Origin of the sequence: Aquimarina litoralis (assembly GCF_019295435.1) — a bacterium.
In the GTDB taxonomy this organism is placed as follows: Bacteria; Bacteroidota; Bacteroidia; order Flavobacteriales; family Flavobacteriaceae; genus Aquimarina; species Aquimarina litoralis_A.
This window is the reverse complement of sequence record NZ_WEKL01000107.1, coordinates 137,947-157,463: the sequence shown is the minus strand read 5'-3', so window position 1 is coordinate 157,463 and position 19,517 is coordinate 137,947. Positions and strand designations below refer to the sequence as shown.

17 protein-coding genes are annotated in these 19,517 nt (G+C 32.6%); 11 read left to right on the top strand and 6 right to left on the bottom strand.

Annotated elements, in window-relative coordinates; genetic code table 11:
* Positions 1-6: 6 nt before the first annotated feature.
* Positions 7-1,551 carry a DUF1800 domain-containing protein gene (locus GBO31_RS24005; protein WP_219011168.1) on the bottom strand — a complete coding sequence of 515 codons (1,545 nt, stop codon included), beginning with the start codon at positions 1,549-1,551 and terminating at the stop codon, positions 7-9.
* 103 nt (positions 1,552-1,654) lie between these two features.
* Between GBO31_RS24005 and GBO31_RS24000 the strand changes: the two genes are divergently transcribed.
* The 10 genes from GBO31_RS24000 to GBO31_RS23955 all read left to right on the top strand — a co-directional run bounded on the left by GBO31_RS24000 (position 1,655) and on the right by GBO31_RS23955 (position 8,597).
* Positions 1,655-2,551 (top strand): S66 peptidase family protein, encoded by an 897-nt coding sequence (locus GBO31_RS24000; RefSeq protein ID WP_219011167.1) that lies wholly within the window; start codon positions 1,655-1,657, stop codon positions 2,549-2,551.
* 9 nt (positions 2,552-2,560) lie between these two features.
* Positions 2,561-2,920 carry a YraN family protein gene (locus GBO31_RS23995; RefSeq protein ID WP_219011166.1) on the top strand — a complete coding sequence of 120 codons (360 nt, stop codon included), beginning with the start codon at positions 2,561-2,563 and terminating at the stop codon, positions 2,918-2,920.
* Between the two features lie 35 nt (positions 2,921-2,955).
* Positions 2,956-3,852 carry an aldo/keto reductase gene (locus tag GBO31_RS23990; protein WP_219011165.1) on the top strand — a complete coding sequence of 299 codons (897 nt, stop codon included), beginning with the start codon at positions 2,956-2,958 and terminating at the stop codon, positions 3,850-3,852.
* A gap of 97 nt (positions 3,853-3,949) precedes the next feature.
* Complete coding sequence (locus GBO31_RS23985; protein ID WP_219011164.1) at positions 3,950-5,071, top strand: helix-turn-helix domain-containing protein; 1,122 nt, start codon at positions 3,950-3,952, stop codon at positions 5,069-5,071.
* A gap of 85 nt (positions 5,072-5,156) precedes the next feature.
* Complete coding sequence (locus tag GBO31_RS23980) at positions 5,157-6,278, top strand: T9SS type A sorting domain-containing protein (RefSeq protein WP_219011163.1); 1,122 nt, start codon at positions 5,157-5,159, stop codon at positions 6,276-6,278.
* Between the two features lie 104 nt (positions 6,279-6,382).
* Positions 6,383-7,303: an SMP-30/gluconolactonase/LRE family protein gene (locus tag GBO31_RS23975; protein WP_219011162.1), complete on the top strand. Its 921-nt coding sequence runs from the start codon at positions 6,383-6,385 to the stop codon at positions 7,301-7,303.
* A 91-nt stretch (positions 7,304-7,394) separates the two neighbouring features.
* Entirely contained in the window at positions 7,395-7,565 is a 171-nt protein-coding gene (locus GBO31_RS23970) for a hypothetical protein (RefSeq protein ID WP_219011161.1), read from the top strand.
* Between the two features lie 228 nt (positions 7,566-7,793).
* Positions 7,794-7,976 carry a hypothetical protein gene (locus tag GBO31_RS23965; RefSeq protein ID WP_219011160.1) on the top strand — a complete coding sequence of 61 codons (183 nt, stop codon included), beginning with the start codon at positions 7,794-7,796 and terminating at the stop codon, positions 7,974-7,976.
* A 59-nt stretch (positions 7,977-8,035) separates the two neighbouring features.
* Positions 8,036-8,206 (top strand): hypothetical protein, encoded by a 171-nt coding sequence (locus tag GBO31_RS23960; protein WP_219011159.1) that lies wholly within the window; start codon positions 8,036-8,038, stop codon positions 8,204-8,206.
* Positions 8,207-8,387: 181 nt separating this feature from the next.
* Positions 8,388-8,597, top strand: a complete 210-nt coding sequence (locus GBO31_RS23955; protein ID WP_219011158.1) for a hypothetical protein — start codon at positions 8,388-8,390, stop codon at positions 8,595-8,597.
* Between the two features lie 1,426 nt (positions 8,598-10,023).
* Here GBO31_RS23955 and GBO31_RS23950 read toward each other — a convergent pair.
* The 5 genes from GBO31_RS23950 to mfd form a co-directional block, all read right to left on the bottom strand.
* The gene (locus GBO31_RS23950) at positions 10,024-11,175 is read right to left on the bottom strand and encodes a carcinine hydrolase/isopenicillin-N N-acyltransferase family protein (RefSeq protein WP_219011157.1); all 1,152 of its coding nucleotides are present in this window, start codon (positions 11,173-11,175) and stop codon (positions 10,024-10,026) included.
* A gap of 4 nt (positions 11,176-11,179) precedes the next feature.
* On the bottom strand, positions 11,180-12,370 hold the full coding sequence (locus tag GBO31_RS23945; RefSeq protein WP_219011156.1) for a serine hydrolase domain-containing protein: 1,191 nt from the start codon (positions 12,368-12,370) through the stop codon (positions 11,180-11,182).
* A gap of 87 nt (positions 12,371-12,457) precedes the next feature.
* On the bottom strand, positions 12,458-13,438 hold the full coding sequence (locus GBO31_RS23940) for a helix-turn-helix domain-containing protein (protein ID WP_219011155.1): 981 nt from the start codon (positions 13,436-13,438) through the stop codon (positions 12,458-12,460).
* A 198-nt stretch (positions 13,439-13,636) separates the two neighbouring features.
* The gene (locus GBO31_RS23935; protein ID WP_219011154.1) at positions 13,637-13,954 is read right to left on the bottom strand and encodes a hypothetical protein; all 318 of its coding nucleotides are present in this window, start codon (positions 13,952-13,954) and stop codon (positions 13,637-13,639) included.
* A 162-nt stretch (positions 13,955-14,116) separates the two neighbouring features.
* Positions 14,117-17,482, bottom strand: a complete 3,366-nt coding sequence (gene mfd, locus GBO31_RS23930; RefSeq protein ID WP_219011153.1) for a transcription-repair coupling factor — start codon at positions 17,480-17,482, stop codon at positions 14,117-14,119.
* 308 nt (positions 17,483-17,790) lie between these two features.
* Between mfd and GBO31_RS23925 the strand changes: the two genes are divergently transcribed.
* Positions 17,791-19,497, top strand: a complete 1,707-nt coding sequence (locus GBO31_RS23925) for a LamG-like jellyroll fold domain-containing protein (RefSeq protein WP_219011152.1) — start codon at positions 17,791-17,793, stop codon at positions 19,495-19,497.
* The last annotated feature ends 20 nt before the right edge of the window (positions 19,498-19,517 follow it).

The following is a 19,517-nucleotide window of genomic DNA, read 5'->3' as shown; positions in this document are numbered from 1 at the left end:
GGTTTTTTATTTAAGTTGGAATTCAGGCAATTCATCAATGTGACTAAGTAGCGCATAAAATTGATCAGGAACACCTGACAAATCTAATGTCCAAAGAAATGGAGCAACAGCGTCAGGCTCATAGTAATTCTCAGGATAAAATTCCTTGAATATTGCTAGAGCTTCATCGAATAGCGTTTGGTCTTCTAAACCTCGTGGTAAAAAGTAATCTAAAATGGCTTTTACAACTACATTTACTTGTTCTCCTTGTAGCGTATTATTTACAAAGCCATCTGCTAGCGTTCCAATCGGAAGACCATTTAGAAAATCACCGAATTGTGTTTGATTTTGAGCATAAAACGTATTAACAATGTTTTGTACGCCTTCCCATCTACCGATTAGGTAATCTGGGCTGATCCAATCTTCATCTCCTTGCCATCCTTCTACATCAATAGGGTTAAGTACTTCTTGACCTATTGTACTTGTTCTTCCTAATAAAGAGTTCAATGTGGCTAAAGAAGGTGGTGCCTCAAAGTTTAACTGATTAAAATGAGAAACAAATAAATCAATCGGACTTTTGATAATCGCCCCTATTGCTTCTAAATCAAAGAAATGCTCACTTTTAAAAAGTTGACGTAAAACAGGTGCAATTTGAAAGTTGTTATCTATAAATGTTTGAGCCATCTGTGCAACAATGGCCTCATTACATGTAGGACTCACAAAATAAGTGTATAATTTACCACAGATAAAGTTTGCGATGAGCGTTTCTCTTTGCGTAAATAAATGCGCTATCACATCATCTTCGCTTCCTAAACCATAATAACCAAAATTTGCAGTTTGACCAAAGATAGTTTTAGTGTCATTACTGAACTGACCAGGATTAAAAGTAATTGGTCCCCAAGGAATGTCATTGGTTTCTACCCAACCTGTAATAGCCTTGGCAGTTTCCAAAATATCATTTTCGTCATATCCATTATCTACCCCTAAAGTAAATAGCTCATATAATTCACGGGCGTAATTTTCATTCGGGCGATCTCTAGTGTTTTCGTCTCCATTAAGATATACCAGCATTGCAGAAGAAATTCCTATATCATATACAAATTGTCTAAAATCTCCTAATGCATGAAATTGAAGAAGATTATAATATTGGTATTGATAAGCTGGACTTCGATACATTCTATCTTCTGTAACGAAGTGATTACTCCAGAATAAAGTCAATCGATCTCTTAAACCATTTTGTAAGAAATCATAAATCATTTGTCTTTTACCTTCTTCACGGTAAAAATTAACATCATTGTCCTCATTTAGCATTTCTGCAGCTTCAAATTGATCACGATTCCAGAAACCCCATTCGGGTGCAGCTGTAGGAACTAGTGCTAAAGCCTGGTCTATTAACGTGTCAACCAAGCCTGAAGGATTGTTTTGATTTAAAGCATCAATTACCTGAGCCTTAGTGGCTCCAAAGGAGACCCTACGGTATAAATGATTAATTTTACTTACATTCCAAGGATTCTCTGCTGTAGGAATATAAGGGTCTAACGATGCTAAGTTACAAGAAGTATCAGAGATCATAGGCAATAGGTTTAATTAGTGTTAAGGGACGATTTTCACTGTAATATAATAGTTTAGAACGAAAACATTTGTTAATTAGTATTATAAATTGAAATTTTAAGAAATGTTGAAGCCGGATTTTGTAAGAAAAGGGGATAAAATAGCCATCGTTTCTACAGCCCGAAAGATCCATCAAAAAGAGGTTGAAGAAGCAGTTAAAATTCTGGAGAAATGGAATTTAGTTCCAATTATAGGTAAAACAATTGGGTTAGAAAATCATCAGTTCGCCGGAACAGATGAGGAACGTATAGGTGATTTTCAAAGAATGCTTGATGATCCAGAAATTAAGGCCATCTGGTGCGCACGAGGTGGTTATGGAACGATAAGAATTATAGACGCACTGGATTTTTCAAAATTTCAGGAAAGACCCAAATGGATTATTGGATATTCAGATGTAACTGTACTTCATGCACATATTCATAATCTATCAATTTCAACGATACATGCTGCTATGCCTATTGATATTTTCAAAGGAACTAACGAAGCAAAACAATCGCTGTATGATGCTCTTTTTGGGACAAATTTTAACTATCAGATTCCTTCCAATCAAAATAATAGAATGGGCACGTCAAGAGGGAAACTAATAGGAGGGAACTTATCAATTTTATATGCTATCTGTGGTTCTATATCTTCCATTGATTGCGAAGGGAAAATCCTTTGTATTGAAGATTTAGATGAGTATTTGTATCACATAGACAGAATGCTCCAGAATCTAAAACGAAATGGATATTTTGATAAATTATCGGGTCTAATTGTTGGTGGAATGACCAAAATGCATGATAATAATATTCCTTTTGGTAAAAATGCTGAGGAGATTATTTTAGACACTGTAAAAGAGTATGATTTTCCGGTAGCTTTTGATTTTCCCATGGGACATATAGAAGATAACAGAGCGTTGGTTTTAGGAACAGAAGTTTCTTTAAGCGTTTCCGAAACTGAAGTAATTCTAGAATATTTATAAGTAATTCGAATGGCAGAACATAATACACTTGGAAAAGAAGGTGAAAAATTAGCGATTGAGTTTTTAGAAAAGAAAGGATATGCTATTCTTGAAAAGAATTTCAGGTATCAAAAAGCTGAAGTGGATATCATCGCTCAAAAAGAAACTACAGTCATAGTTGTGGAAGTAAAAACAAGAAGTACTCCAGAGTTTGGAGACCCACAAGATTTCGTGAAACCAAAGCAAATCCAATTGTTGGTAAAGGCGATTGATCATTATGTTGTAGAAAATGATCTTGATGTAGAAATTCGATTTGATATTATAGCAATCATAAAGAATACTTTAGGAACTAAAATTGAGCATCTTGAAGATGCATTTTATCACTTTTAGTAAATGTTTCAAATTAAAAATAAGAAACACAAGGCATGAACTATTGTAAATTAGGGAACTCCGATCTTGAGCTTAGCGAAATTTCTTTTGGATGTATGTCTTTAAAAGAAGATACATCTTACAACCAAAAACTAATTCATACAGCTTTTGATCAAGGGATCAATTATTTTGATACAGCAGATTTATACGAAAAAGGACAAAATGAAATACTTCTAGGGAAATCAGTAAAAGATTTTAGAGATCAAATCATCATTGGAACCAAAGTAGGCAATCAACTTAGGAAAAATGGTGATGGTTGGGATTGGAATCCAAGTAAAAAACATATTATCAATGCGGTAGAAAATAGTTTAATACGACTACAAACAGATTATATAGATCTATACCAATTGCATGGAGGTACTATTGATGATCCTATAGAAGAAACTATAGATGCTTTTGAAATATTAAAAAAAGAAGGTAAAATTAGATACTATGGAATTTCGTCTATTAGACCAAATGTAATAAGATCTTACGTAAAAAACTCTCATATTTCTAGTGTTATGATGCAATATAGTGTTTTGGACAGAAGACCCGAAGAATCTAGTCTAAAACTACTACAAGAAAACAATATAGGAATTTTAGCAAGAGGTACGCTAGCCAAAGGATTATTGGCTGGAAAGCCTATTAAAGAATATTTAGGTCATTTGCTTCAGGATGTGAAGAAAAGTGTGGAGAAATTAAATGAATTATCTAAGCCGGATCGATCTCTTGCTCAAACGGCTATTCAATTTGTGTTAAAACATTCTGCCGTAAGTTCATCCGTGATAGGTTTTAGAACTAGAGAACAACTTTTAGAATGCATACAAGCTTTAAAAGCTCCATTATTATCGATTGAAGAGTATAAAGAATTACAAAATAGCATTTCAATAGCGTATTATGAGAATCATAGATAAAATAGTTGCTTAGACAACTAACTAGTATGAGTGTACCCAAACGCACCTGTTGAYTTTAAAATTTAATTAGTTTTGAAAAAGAACAAAAATCTCCAGTATGAATTCATTCGGAATAATTGATTTGTTACTTTTCTTAGGAGTTAGCCAAGGTGTTTTTCTTGCTATTACACTTTCATTACTTCATAATAGAAATAAATCGGCCAATAGAATTTTATCTCTATTACTACTCATAGCATCTATAATGTTAGTAGGAAGAGTGTTTTATCCCAGATTTTCTGGAATACTTTTTTTTAGAGTTGCAAGTTTTGTGGATACATTGATTTTTATTTTTGGCCCATTGCTCTATACTTATATAAGAAGACTGACTTTTCATGAATCTCCTGTATATAAGATGTCCTGGTATCATTTCATTCCAGCATTTCTTCACCTTATGTTTTTCGGTTGGACGTTGCTGTATACACAGGAAGAAGTTATTACGATGATACGACAAGGAGATTTTAATATTATATACTTTGTGGTAGAAACTTCAGGCTTGATTAGTAATCTGCTATATACCGTTTTTTCTTTTGGTTTACTTAAGATTTATCAAAGGGAAGAAAAAGCGAATCTTTCTTATGCTCAAAAGGTTCAAAAATATATTGGTGTTTTTTTGATAGGTATTTCCTTTTTTATGGTTTTATGGATTGTAAGTTATTTGAATAACTTCTTTATTCGTAGAAGAGAATTGGCTTTTGTAAGCTACCATTTAATTTGGGTCTCCATACCTGTTTTTATTTATATCGTAGGTTTTTTTAGCCTTAAACAACCAGAAATTTTTAGAATTCCGTTGCTCAAGAAAAAAAAGATTACCAAAGAAAGATTAGATGGTGAGGAATTAGAAAATCTTAAAAAATCATTGGAAGATTTGATGGTAAACAAGAAAATATATCTAAATAATGAACTCACGCTTAAGGATCTTTCTAGAGAATTAAATACATCTACAAACAATGTATCCTGGTTGCTTAATAATATTCACAAGTGTAGTTTTTATGACTATATAAACACCTACAGAGTCCAGGAGTTCGTTACTAAAATTCAGAATGGAGAACATTTTACGCATACTATTTTAGCGCTTTCCTTGGATTCAGGTTTTAATTCTAAATCTACTTTTAACAAAGCTTTTAAAATGATTAAGAATGATACACCTAGCAATTATATTAAAAGACTAAAAGCAAGCTAAAGTAGTTTCTTAGTATACATTCGGTCGATTTACATTGCTTTTTGAAATTAGTTTTAAAAAATTAATTTCAAAAACTATTAATGATATGAAAACGAATACGCTCTACTTTATTATTTTATTATTAGCAGCAACTAATTTAAATTCTCAAACCGTAACCACTATTACAGAAGGGCTTTTTCATGATGGACTTGCTTTGGATACAAATGGTAATTTATATGGATCTGATTATTCAGGGGATTCGGTATTTAAAATGGATGTAAATCGCAATGTAAGTACGTTTGTGAGTGGTCTAAATACTCCTAACGGAATTGCCGTGAATAGTAACAATGAAATTTATATCTGTGATCATGAAAGTAATAGAATAATAAAGTACAATGATAATGGAGATGAACTTGCAAACTATACTACTACTACTCCTGCAGGAATAAAAAAAATGCCCAACAGTGATGATATGCTTTTTGTTGGTTATGGTAATAATACTATTAATGTGCTTACATCGGATGGTATGATTACTCAACTGTTTTCTGGGAGTCCATTAAATGGGCCTGCTGGAATAGCGTTTGATGATAGTGGTACCATATTTATAGGAAATTTTAATGATAGAAGAATTTATAAGTATGATAATGGAATGTTGGAGTACGTTGCCCAATTACCATCAGGAGGAATTAGTGCTAATTTTTTGGGTTTCTTGACATATGCGAATGGGTTTTTATATGCTACTCAATTAGGAGAACATCGAATTTACAGAATCAACCCTCAAAACATTGATGATTTCGAGATATTTGCTGGAAGTGGTATTGGGAGTGTAGATGGAAATGTTGCAGATGCTAGATTTAATCTTCCTAACGGTATTTTGGCAAGTCCAGATGGAGCTACTTTATATGTAAGTGATGCAGGAACAAAAAATCTGAGAATAATTTCTGATGTTACCCTTAGTATCAACGAATTCATAGATGCAGACTTTTCTTTAATGCTATATCCCAATCCATCAAGTGAAATACTAACAATAAAAGGGGTACTTCTAGAACAAAGTAGTTTTGATATAGCAGTATACGATACGCTTGGGCAAAGAATTTTTTCAGAATCAAATCCGTTTGAAACCGAAGCCTTCGAAAGAAATATTAATACTAGTGATTGGAGTTCAGGAATATACACAGTTCTTATAACATCAGATAAGTATAGAACATCAAAAAAAGTAGTTAGGTAAACTTCTTTAAGAGAATATACGTTCAAAAACGTTTCATGGTATACCGTCGGTCGATTTATCTTGGTTTTTAAATCAATTTTGGGGAAATTCTAAAATTTAATCAAATGAAACGAACAGTTAGTTATTTTTTAAGTATTAAAAAAAGAAGATACACTTCGATTATTTCATGTACACTTTTTTTATCATTGTTATTTAGCTCTTGTCAACCGGGAGAAGTACCTACAATTACTACTACAGTGGATACTGTAACAGAAGGCTCATTTTATGACGGATTAGCGATTGATAGAAAAGGTAATTTATATGGGTCAGATTTTGTTGGCAATACAGTCTATAAAATGAACCCAGCAAGAGAAGTTACTGTTTTTGTAGACGGTTTAGTATCTCCAAATGGTATTGGTATTAATAAAAGAGATGAAGTATATGTCTGCGATCATTTTGGAAATACCATCTACAAATATTCTGAAGAAGGAATTCAATTAGATAGTATTCCTGCAATATCTCCTGCAGGTATTAAACGAATTCCAGGAACGAATGATATGCTATTTGTAGAGTATAATACAAATACGATTAATATTTTATCTGAGGACAATACCGTTACTAAATTATATGAAGGAGCTCCAATAAATGGACCTGCAGGAATTGCTTTTGACAGAAGAGGAGATGCGTATATCGGAAATTTTAATGACAGAAAAATTTATAAGTATAAAGATGGTGATCTTACGTTTATTGCAGAGCTTCCAGCAACTGCACCTAATGCAAATTTCCTGGGTTTTTTAACGTATGCTAGAGGTTTTCTTTTTGCAACTCAGTTAGGAGAACATAAGATTTATAAGATCAACCCTAAAGCCGAAAATGATTTTGAAGTATTTGCCGGAAGTACCTTAGGAAATGATGATGGCGATATTTCTGAAGCTACGTTTAATTTTCCGAATGGAATTTTAGCAAGTAGAAATCAGAAAACTTTATATGTTTCTGATGCTGGAACAAGTAATCTAAGAATCATAGAAAGCGGCATTGAATATTAAATTAAAATTAATAAATAAAAAAGGGAATTTTCCTCTTTTTTATTTTGTAACTTATACCCACAATACAAATTAATCTTAAAAACAATTCATCATGTTAAAATCGATTTTAGCTCAACAAGGAGTAGAGCAATTGAACAAAGAACAACAACAAATTATCAATGGAGGAGGAGGATTAAACTCTTATTGCCATTCAGATAGCGAATGTGATTACCCTCTTATCTGTGCAGGATGCTTATGCAGACCTGTAGGAGGACCCGTATAGAAACACAGAAAGGCTAATTCAAATGTGATGAAAGGTCAGAATTTTATAATTCTGACCTTTTTTTGTGGGTAACAAGATTCTTTTTAGGGAACTTATCACAAATATCAACTCTTTCGCGAAGGGTAGACAAAAACTTGATTGTCTATAAATGTTCAAGGTCATTATCAAAAAACGTAAATGATGAATTTTAAAAAATAATGCCATCATTATTTACACAAAAACTCAATCATGTTAAATTCAATTAAAAGTTTAAAAGGGGCTCGAATTCTAGAAAAGTCCGAAAAACAAACGGTAATGGGAGGCCAATTTTCATGTCCTCCAGGATGGTATAGCACAAATCCTTGTACTGGAGAACCTCTATCAAGCTGTATGCCACCATGGGATCCTACCTTGGTGTGTTGGAATCCATAATTAATATGGGATATTATTCCCATGAAGTATTTTTTTATTAATCTTAAAATCAAATCATTATGTTAAAATCAATTTTAGCTCAAAAAGGAGTCAATCAATTAAAAAAAGAACAACAGCAAGTTATCAATGGAGGAGGAGGATTAAATTCTTATTGCCATTCGGATAGCGAATGTGATTATCCGCTTATCTGCGCAGGATGTTTATGCAGACCAGTGGGAGGACCAGTATAGAAATATAAAAAGCTAATTTAAATGTGATGAAAGGTCAGAATTTTATGTTTCTGACCTTTTTTATGATGGGTAACAAAAAGGAACTCTAGGAACTTACCATAAATATCTCATTCAGAAGAGATGGACAAAAGCCTGATTGTCTAAAAAAGTTCAGGAGTTTATAATTCTTAAAATTTAAATTATGTTACAGAACATTTTAAAACATGGAGGAGTTCAATTATCTAAAAAAGAACAATCTCAGTTAAAAGCGGGACATTGGAACAATATATGTCCATCAGAAGGTGAACCTTGTGATAACAGCATAGCATCAGCAAATTTAATTGCTAGAAATTGTTTAGCTCCTATGGAACCGTTATACTGCAATGGATCTACATGGCAAACCTATTGGTAAGCACTGGTTAGAATATTGTCACCTAAAAAGATGAAATACTTGTTAATAGGAATAAGGTGACTTGATTTGAAATTTTCAGGTTTTTTATAATGAAGATCATAATCCATAGATTATGATCTTTTTTTATCAATATGGGTAACAAAAATTGTATGACGGAACTTAAAGTTGAGAACCTCTTTCGCGAAGAGAAGATTTGAATCAAGTGGTCCTATGAATTATGGGCATTAATTTTTTAAAACCTTATAAAATGAAAAAAATAGCAATATCAGAATTAATTGGGGTTATTGGAATTCTTTTGTGTGTTCTAATGATTACCTCTTGCGAGAACGATGAGAAAGAGCTTTCTTTTGAAGAAGATTCTATAGAAACATCATCAGTTTTACAAAAAACTACACCGTTACCAAATAGATTTCAATTTTATTGTGGAGCCAGCGGAAATGATAAAATCATTAGCTCTAATAGTGCTACTGGAACTGGTGGTTGGTCTTCTGGGAGATATGTTCCTGGTGCAGGTCTTACTAAAACACACATCAGCGGAACTCAATTTGGAAGTAGGGTAGCAATTGTGTATCGAGGTCGTCGTAATACAGGTAAAATTTATTATACGGTTTCCAATAATGGAACTGATTTTGGCACAGAAAGGACAGTTCCTGGTGCGTTCACTTCTAAAAATGGATTGATTCGAACAGTATCCAAAAATGGAGAATTATATGTGTTTCATACGGGAAAAACATCAGTCAATCGAATTTATATGAGCAAATTTGATGGTACTACTTGGACTACGAATAGACCGGTAACACCTAGTATAAGTTTTAACGATTTTGATGTAATACAAAGTAATGGAGTATTTTTATTGGCAATGATAGGTAGTGTGCATCTAAATTATTACCGAAGTGTAGATGGGCTAGCTTTTCAAGATTTAAACATCAATATAAGTATTCCTTTTCCTAATTTTCAGTCTCCTGGTAATGCRTTGGATATTGCCATAACCTCAAGAAAAGACACTAGAGGATTGAATCATGTAGTCATTAGAACAGATAAAAACGAAATGTGGACATCTTCTTTCGGGAATTCCTTAATTCCTGGTACATTCCAACGGGTAGAAGTCGGAACAAGAAATTATGCTAAAACGGATCAACGTCCTGGNATTGCCACAAATGGAACACGAGTTATATTGGTATATGAAGGGAATAGCTCTAGTAATATATATTATGCTTTTAAAAATGGATTTTTTTGGTCGCAGACTAAAACTGGAATAAAGACAAAAGAATCAGGAGTAGATCTTTTATATATAGATTAAAATAATGAATAAGTATAAAAAAATTTATAAAGTAGTTTAGTCAAGAATTAGTTTCGATGATCAATTCTTAATGGCTGATTCAAATATGATGAAAGGTCAGAATTGTAAAATTCTGACCTTATTTAATTATGAAGATGCTTCCCATGCAGTAAATGACCAAAGTCCATTTTCAAAGAAATTTATAGACATTTTATCTCTTTCTTTATCGAAGCTAAACCTAACAACAATATCTTCAAATGGGAAAAAGAAAGTATCAGAAGCAGAAGGATTAACCGTTAATTTCATACCATCTGAAAATAATATTTCTAAACCTTTGCGATTCTTTTTGACCATAACATTGCCAATAAATCCGTTCTTATAGATTCCTATATAATTATCTAAAACAGTATCATTTAAAGGTATTTCTGTTGGTTTAGACGATATATGTTTTTTGTCTTTAGCCTGAATCGATTTTAGATCACTAAAACTATATGATACATTACCTTTTGATATAAGGTCATTGATATTTGTTTTAATTAGTGTATCAGGGTCATGTTTTGAAAAAAACCAAATATCACCTGTAGTAAGATTTTGAATATTCGAATACATGGTAGCTCCATTTTTTTGAGCGGTTTCTTTACATATTGCGGTCATAGTAGATAGACTAGCACCAAGCTTGGATAACTTTGCAGTAGCAATAGGATATCTCCAACAAGAAGTATTTTCTTCCTTTTTACAAATATCAAAGTTTGTAGATACCAAATGGTTGCCGTTTTTAACTAACTTCATTCCAGAGGCACTGATAATAGCGAAATTACCTTGTTTATCTGCTACATGCATTTGAGCACTTGTAAATCCGTTTTGAAACCAATACGTATTAAAGAAATCAATTACTTGTTCTACAGAATTAAAGTTTGCTAAAATAAAAGGTAATATGGCATTATCACCTTTTGGAAATACTTTCTTAGATTTAGGATCGAAATCTTCTACTTTAGGTATAGCATTAAAATCAAAAGTTAATCCGGCTTCATTCATTCCACCTTGCATTTGTCCTCCTTGACCATATTTAGGAGATAGATAGGATAACGTATAATACCCATATTTTTGATCTTTAGACTTTGGATATACATTTATAAAATTCGCTATTCCAAAAGGGCCATCTTCATTATTAGCATTCCATACATGACCATTTGCTGCAATCGCGCTGACTATTGTGCATGGTACAGCTGAAAAAGGAAGGCAAAATAGGATACTAAAGAATACTATTGTTTTTAAAATTGATATTGTTTGATTTTTCATGCTCCTAAGATTTTTCGTTTATAAATATTTTAGCAATCGCGTATACGTTTTCAAATAGATCAGCAGATGTTCCATTTTTATTGGCCAGCATTGATATAGAAAGATTGTGTTCTGGAAATAACATTAGTAATGAAATAGATCCATTAGCGATACCTCCATGATGCCATATATTGATTTGCGTACCATTTTCAAATATGTCTTTAGTATCATTCCTCCAACCAATAGCATAATTTTGTTCATTGATTTCTGAATTGTTTAGTGGTACCGGAGTGGTAAGTAATTCTCTTGTTTTTTGATCAAAAAGTTGATGATTCATGAAAGCGTTTCCTAATTTGACCAAAGCAGTGGGAGAGGCTAAATATCCTCCGCCAGCCCACTTGTTACTGTTATTCACTGGATATACTTCTTTGTATTGTTGATCATAAATCTCATAAAACTTTGCAGCATTTTGGATAGTTTCTGAAGTCTCCTCTTCAATATTTATTGCTTGTAAAGGAGCAAAAACGGATTCTTTCATAAATTTTGGGAACGCTTTTCCCGAAGCTCCTTCTAGCATCGCACTTAATAGGGTGTAATTGTAACTACTATAGCTAAATTGCTCTCCAGGATCAAATAGTAATTTGTCATTACTGAATAATCCAACACTTTGTTCTACACTAGAAAATGAGTTGTTGTTGTAATATTCCCAAACAGGGAAGCAAAAACAAACACCATAATTTCTAATTCCAGAGGTGTGTGATGCTAGTTGTTTCAATGTTAATTCTCCAAGATGATTTGTTATATAAGGAACTAATTGTTTTACCTGATGATCTAAATGAATTTTATTTTCTTGCAAAAGAACACCAATCCCTAATGAAGTAACAGCTTTAGATGTACTTCCTATTCTGAATTTGGTATTTAGGTCAACCAACGTTTTGTTTTCAACATCTTGATAGCCCATCGCATTGGACCAAATAACTTTATTATTCTGACCTACAGCAATAGATACTGCTGGTGTGTTTAATCTGTTATAAATAAGTTTTAATGTACTATCAGCTTTTTTCTGAATAAGATTTTCATGTGTTTGAATAGGTTTTAATTCACTTTTGTCTGGAGAATTATTCCAGCCTGATGCATATGTAAAAATGGGTTCGAAAAAGAAATAACTTAAAATAAGTACTACTATTATTGATGTAAATATGATCGTTTTTTTCATGATATTGTTTTAAAAATGGATATAGGTTTTCTTGTCATTAAGTAATTACCTAATGAAAAAAAGGGATTTTAAAAATGGGAGAGAATGCTATGCTAGCTCAGTTTCCTTTTGTTTGGCTTTAAGCATTTCAGAAATTCTGTACAGGAGAATTACTTCCAGGATAATAACAGGAGTAAGTAAGAAATATCCAAGGAAACCTAAAATAACAGTCGCCATACATCCGTAGGCAATAATCTGGAAGATACCGGTAGTTTTTGCCAAGGTTCCTAAAGCATTTTTCAGTCTGATGATGGCAATTCCAAATAACACCCCAATAATACCAATAGATACTCCATAAGCACCAATGATATACATATAATCAAATCCTCCAAGGTATAACGATACAATATCATAACTGTAGAAAATGATGGTCATAATGGTTAGGATGAAAGCTATAATTCGTAGTAGATAGTTTTTGAAAATTTTTCCAGATAATATAAAACCACGCATGAAAAGAATAAATGAAGCTAAAACGGTTAATTTAATAACACTATAGACAGCATTAGATGTGATCATTGAATAATCAAAGTATCTTGCATAGTCCAAAGCAAACTCACCAAATCCTAGAATGAAATACACAATTCCACTTATCCATGATATGGTTAGCTGTCTGGTTAAAAAAGAGGCTTCTTTTGTATCATCAATATCTAAAAGAAATAATTTTTTAAACTCTTTGGTTACTTGAGAATCTGTTGTTTTTATGTCCTCAAGGTCATAATCCAATGCAGATAATATAGTTTTGATAGTATAACTTCTGGGTGTTACTTCTCCTGCTTCTATTCTTTGAATAGTTCGAACACTTATATTACATTGTTCTACGAGTTCTTCTTGAGTTAATCCTTTAGATTTTCTTAATTCAGATATTTTTATTCCTAATGCTGGCTGTTCCATGATTTTTAAGTTTTTAGTTTCTTTAGAAGTAGTACTCTCTGCAGTAGAATTACTAGAACTTGTTTTCATTTTTGATACAGCAATATTAGGTGTAAGAGATAGAATCTCAAATTTTTTAGCTTGACTTTGACCCGACATTAACCTGACATTTCAGTAATAACAGGCTTTTTCGGAGATTGCGTCTGTTTTTTTATATTGCGAAATATAGGAATTATTCTGAAGTATTTACGATTGTCTTAACAAGATATTTAGATCGATCATACAAAAATTGAATTGAGAAGTGAATGGATTTTTGTAACTATAAAGGAATTTAGGTTGTAAGAATGTGAAAAATAATTAGGCACGATTCTTTATATTATTTAAGTAGCTTTTTACTTCTATAAACATAGCTTGCTTACTACACATACTATCTATATTATTTGAAGAATGATATCCAAAGGCATAGTTCGCAGAAAATTCTTCAATATCGATTAATTCCGGATGGTTTTTATAATTTTCTAGTTCTTCAGCAAACCGTTGCTTAAGATTACTATAGTTAATAGCGTATAGCTTATTGGTATCTAATCCCTCTATGATTCGATTAACCTTACTGTTTATTTTTTTTAATTGTTTCCAAGTTCCTTTTAAAAAACTAAATTCTTCATTCCTTTTCATAGTCTAAGCTGGTTTTTCACATTGTATTCCGATGTAAAATTACCGATAAAAAGAGCTTACAAATATTTTAAACGACTAGATCGATATTACTGTCGATGAATTGCAATTAAGTGTCGTTAAACTGAAAACCCTATAGCTGAGCTTAGGTTTAATGGAACTTAGTTAAGAATTTTGTTCAGTTCCGGGCTTAAATTTTAAAGGTTGTAAAACATGTAAAGCACGATCAATAGTATTTATATTTTCAAATGTTAAAAGTAATCTCAATCCGTTTCGTGTATTTTTTTCTTTCATCTTACACTTATTTGGATTTTTCTGTACAAATTGAAGTACTTTACTAAATGCAGGGCTTTGATAGAAACTAGATTGTTGATCGCTAATAAAATATCCTATCAGTCGGTCTTGTTTCATTATCACTTTCTCAATTCCAATACTTGTCGCAATCCATTTAATACGCACCGAATTCAGAAGATCGGTTGCTTGATCTGGTAATTCACCAAAACGATCTACTAATCTTTTTTCATAGGCTTGCAACCCTTCTTCGTCTTTGATCTCGTTTAATTCTTTATACAAGTTAAGACGTTCCGTGATATTATTGATATAGCTATCTGGGTATAGCAATTCAAAATCTGTATCGATTTGAGTATCTTTAAGATATACTTTTTCTTTAGAAGTGTCTTCATATAATTCTGCAAACTCATTTTCTTTGAGTTCTTCAATAGCTTCATTTAAGATTTTTTGATACGTATCAAATCCAATTTCATTAATAAAACCACTTTGTTCTCCGCCCAATAAATCTCCTGCACCTCTAATTTCTAGATCTTTCATTGCGATGTTGAATCCGCTTCCTAATTCTGAAAATTGTTCTAATGCTGTAATTCTTTTTCTGGCATCTTCAGTCATAGCAGAATAGGGAGGTGTAATAAAGTAGCAAAATGCTTTTTTATTACTTCTACCCACACGACCACGCATTTGATGTAAATCTGAAAGCCCAAAATTATTAGCGTTATTAATAAAAATAGTATTGGCATTCGGTACATCCAATCCACTTTCTACAATGGTAGTAGAAATCAATACATCGAATTCTCCATTCATAAAAGAAAGCATAAGACTTTCTAATTTTTTGCCATCCATTTGTCCATGTCCTACAGCAACTTTAGCATCAGGAACTAATCGTTGTACCATTCCGGCGACTTCTTTGATATTTTCTATTCTATTATGAATAAAATATACTTGTCCGCCTCGTTGTATTTCATAGCTAACGGCATCTCTGATGCTTTCCTCATTAAATCTAATAACATTAGTTTCAATTGGGTAGCGATTTGGTGGAGGAGTAGTAATGGTAGAAAGATCTCTGGCGGCCATTAAACTAAATTGTAAAGTCCTTGGAATTGGAGTTGCTGTCAGTGTTAAAGTGTCAACATTTTCTTTAATAGTTTTCAACTTATCTTTTACCGATACACCAAACTTTTGTTCTTCATCAATAACTAATAGTCCAAGATCTTTAAACTTTACATTTTTATTGACCAATTGATGTGTTCCAATAATAATATCGACTTTACCATTAGCTAGGTCTTCTAAAGTTTCTCTTTTTTGTTTGGCGGTTCTAAAACGATTCACATAATCAACAACGACTGGAAAATCTTTAAGCCGTTCTCTAAAGGTTTTTGCGTGTTGAAAAGCAAGAATTGTTGTCGGTACGAGAATAGCCACTTGTTTGCCATTATCTACAGCTTTGAAAGCCGCTCGAATTGCAACTTCTGTTTTTCCAAAACCAACATCACCACAGATCAGACGATCCATGGGTCTTTCACTTTCCATATCTGCTTTTACCGCTTCCGTAGCAGTACTTTGATCAGGAGTATCTTCATAAATAAATGAGGCTTCTAGTTCATGCTGCAAATAGCTATCGGGTGCATATTGAAATCCTTTCTGTAGCTTTCTCTTTGCATACAATTGGATTAAATTAAAAGCAATATGCTTTACTCTAGCTTTTGTTTTTTGTTTTAGCGTTTTCCAAGCTTTAGAACCTAATTTGTAGATCTGAGGTGCTTTACCATCTTTACCATTAAATTTCGAAATTTTATGAAGGGAATGAATACTAAGGTATAAGACATCTCTCTCTCCATATATTAATTTGATGGCTTCTTGTTTTTTACCTTCAACGTCTATTTTCTGAAGCCCTCCAAACTTTCCAATTCCATGATCGATATGGGTTACATAATCTCCAACTTCAAGGTTGGTAAGTTCTTTTAAGGTAATTGCCTGTTTTTTTGCATACCCACTTTTTAGATTGAATTTGTGGTACCTTTCAAAAATCTGATGATCGGTATAGCATATAATTTTTTGATCGTGGTCGATAAAACCTTGATAAGCAGAAAAAACTACAGTTTCATATTGTTTAACATCTAAATCAGCATCATCAAAAATGTCATGAAAACGCTTTGCTTGCTGCTCACTAACACAAAAAATATAGTTTTTATAACCTTCTTCATGGTTTTCATTAAGATTTTCAATTAACAAGTTGAATTGCTTATTGAAAGACGGTTGAGGTTTGGTATTATATTTTATAGCATAATCTGCTTTGGTAAATGGTCTATTTCCAATTTCTACCAATGTAAAATCCAATAACTGTTTTTTGATAACCTCAGAAGAAGTGAATAGTTCTTCTGGGGTANCATGCTTAATGGCTGAGGATAATGTTTTAAAAGCCTCTTTTGCCTTCTCGTAATTTTTGTCAATTCTTGATGATAACAAATCAATATCTTTAACAAAAATCACTGTTTTTGAAGCAATATATTTTAAGAAACTTTCTCGTGTTTCTTGTATCGCTTTATTCTCTACATTAGGGATGATCGTGATTTTTTTGATTTGATCGGTAGATAATTGTGTTTCCACATCAAAAGTTCGAAGACTATCTACTTCATCTCCAAAAAACTCTATACGATAAGGTTCGTCATTACTGAAAGAAAAGACATCTACAATACCACCACGAACTGAAAACTCTCCAGGTTCTGTAACAAAATCTACTCTTTGGAATTGATATTCAAACAATACTTCGTTTACAAAATCTAATGATAGGGTATCTCCAATCGAAATCTTTAGTGTGTTTTTTTCCAGTTCTTTTCTAGTTACTACCTTTTCAAATAAGGCATCAGGATAGGTAACAATTAATGCTGGTTTCTTTCTTGAGTTGATTCTGTTAAGTACTTCAGCTCTTAATAAAACATTTGCATTATCAGTCTCTTCTATCTGATACGGTCTACGATAACTTCCTGGATAGAAAAGCACATTTTTATCTCCTAATAATTGTTCTAAATCATTTAGATAATAGGCAGCTTCTTCTTTATCATTAAAAATACATAAGAAAGGTTTTTCACTCTTATTAAAAGAGTCTTCTATAGCAAAAGATAATGCAGATCCTATAAGACCTTGTACATGTGTTTTACTTTCAGACTGGGCAATAGCAGTTCCCAGTTTCTGCAATTGCGGAGACTGTGCAAAAGTTTGCGAGATAGCTGTTTTACTCACGTAGTAAATATTTTAGCGCAAATATACTATATAGATGTTAGCTCTAAAAAATAAATTAGTAGAAGGAATTACTGTGTTGTTTTATTTTCAAAGTTGCTTCTTTTCGACAGCTATAAAAGTTGATAGTATCATTTTTGAAAACCAAAATGTGATGAGGCACTCAACTTACGATAAATTGTTATTTCCATTCGTCACAATTTTAAACCCGTTCGTCACAATTCTAATTATAGAAGGGTTTTGTTTGAATTACGTGTAGTTATTTTGGGGTTTTATTAAAATTAAAACTTACTTAAATAATTACACTCACTATGGTAAAAAAATTACTAGTATCAATGATGTTTTTCCAATCGTTGTTTTTGATTGGACAAAGTGAACAATTAGAATTTTCGCAATCGGAAAATGATAAAGTTCTCATTCCTGCTAACGCAGCTTACGAGTTAGGGAATAATTCCTTTACAGTAGAAGCGGTCATTAATGCTTCCGAAACTCAAAATGTAGGCTTTCCTATGATTGTTTCAAAAAGAGGGTCAGAGCCGTTTAGTGGTTTCTTTTTAGCCTTAGATCAAGTAGGCTCCGATTATCATCTTTTTGTACAAGTAGATGGGCTTAACTATTTTGCAGATCAAAGTCGAGGTATTCCTTTAAATGATGGACAATGTCATCATGTAGCAGCCAGAAGAGATGGAGATATGATTAGTATTTTTGTAGATGGTGTTATGGTTGCGGATGCTACTATCGGATCAAATCGAGAAATCAATAACGATGCTAACATTTTTATTGGATTAGACGAGCCAACTGGAAATGGTTTTAATGGAATTATAGGCGAAGTTCGATTTTGGGATGTAGCTCGTAGTGATGAAGAGATCCAAAACAATTCTCTTGTAGCATTATCCGAAACACAACCATCAGGTTTAATTGGTTATTGGCAGTTAGATGAAACTGGAAATGAACAAAGTATAACAGATCTTTCTGGTACATCTAATAATGGTTTTTTAGGAAACTCAAATACTGTGGATAATCAGGATCCTGAAAGAATATCAGGAAATTGTATTGAAAAAAATGTTCAGAATCAATTGGTTTTCGATGTGTCAGAAAATGACAAAGTTCTGATTCCTGCGAATGCAGCGTATGAGTTAGGAAATAATTCCTTTACAGTAGAAGCGGTTATTAATGCTTCCGAAACTCAAAATGTAAGTTTTCCTATGATTGTTTCAAAAAGAGGGTCAGAGCCGTTTAGTGGTTTCTTTTTAGCCTTAGATCAGGTAGGTGCAGATTATTATCTTTTTGTACAGGTAGACGGGCTTAACTATTTTGCAGATCAAAGTCGTGGAATTCCTTTGAATGATGGTCAATGTCATCATGTAGCAGCCAGAAGAGATGGGGATATGATTAGTATTTTTGTGGATGGTGCTATGGTTGCCAATGCTACTATTGGATCCAATCGAGAAATCAATAACGATGCAGACATCTTTATTGGATTAGACGAACCAACTGGAAATGGATTTAATGGAATTATAGGCGAAGTTAGATTTTGGGATATAGCTCGTAGTGATCAGGAGATATTAGACAATTCTTCAATGGAGTTATCTGAAACACAACCATCAGGGCTGATTGGTTATTGGCAATTGGATGAGATCGGAAGTCAACAAGCAGTTGGAGATCTTTCAGTAACATCTAATAATGGAGTGCTAGGAGATACGAATGCTTCGGAGAATAATGATCCTGAAGTTATAGAAGGTTTTTGTATAGCGCAAACACTTAGTGTAACGGATATTGATAGGAATACTCAAAAAATTGCTGTGTATCCAAATCCTTTTACCGATAGCATCACTTTTGTAAATGAAATAAATAATGGAAGTTATGAACTATATTCTATAACCGGTAAATTGGTAATGAGCGGAGCAATTACAGAAAGTAAATCCTTAGTGTTTACCGATATTTCTTCAGGAACCTACTTCTTAACAGTAAAAGACAAAGTAGGTAATCAACAAGTAATTAAATTGGTAAAAATTTAAATTGGAGTCATAGCAAACCC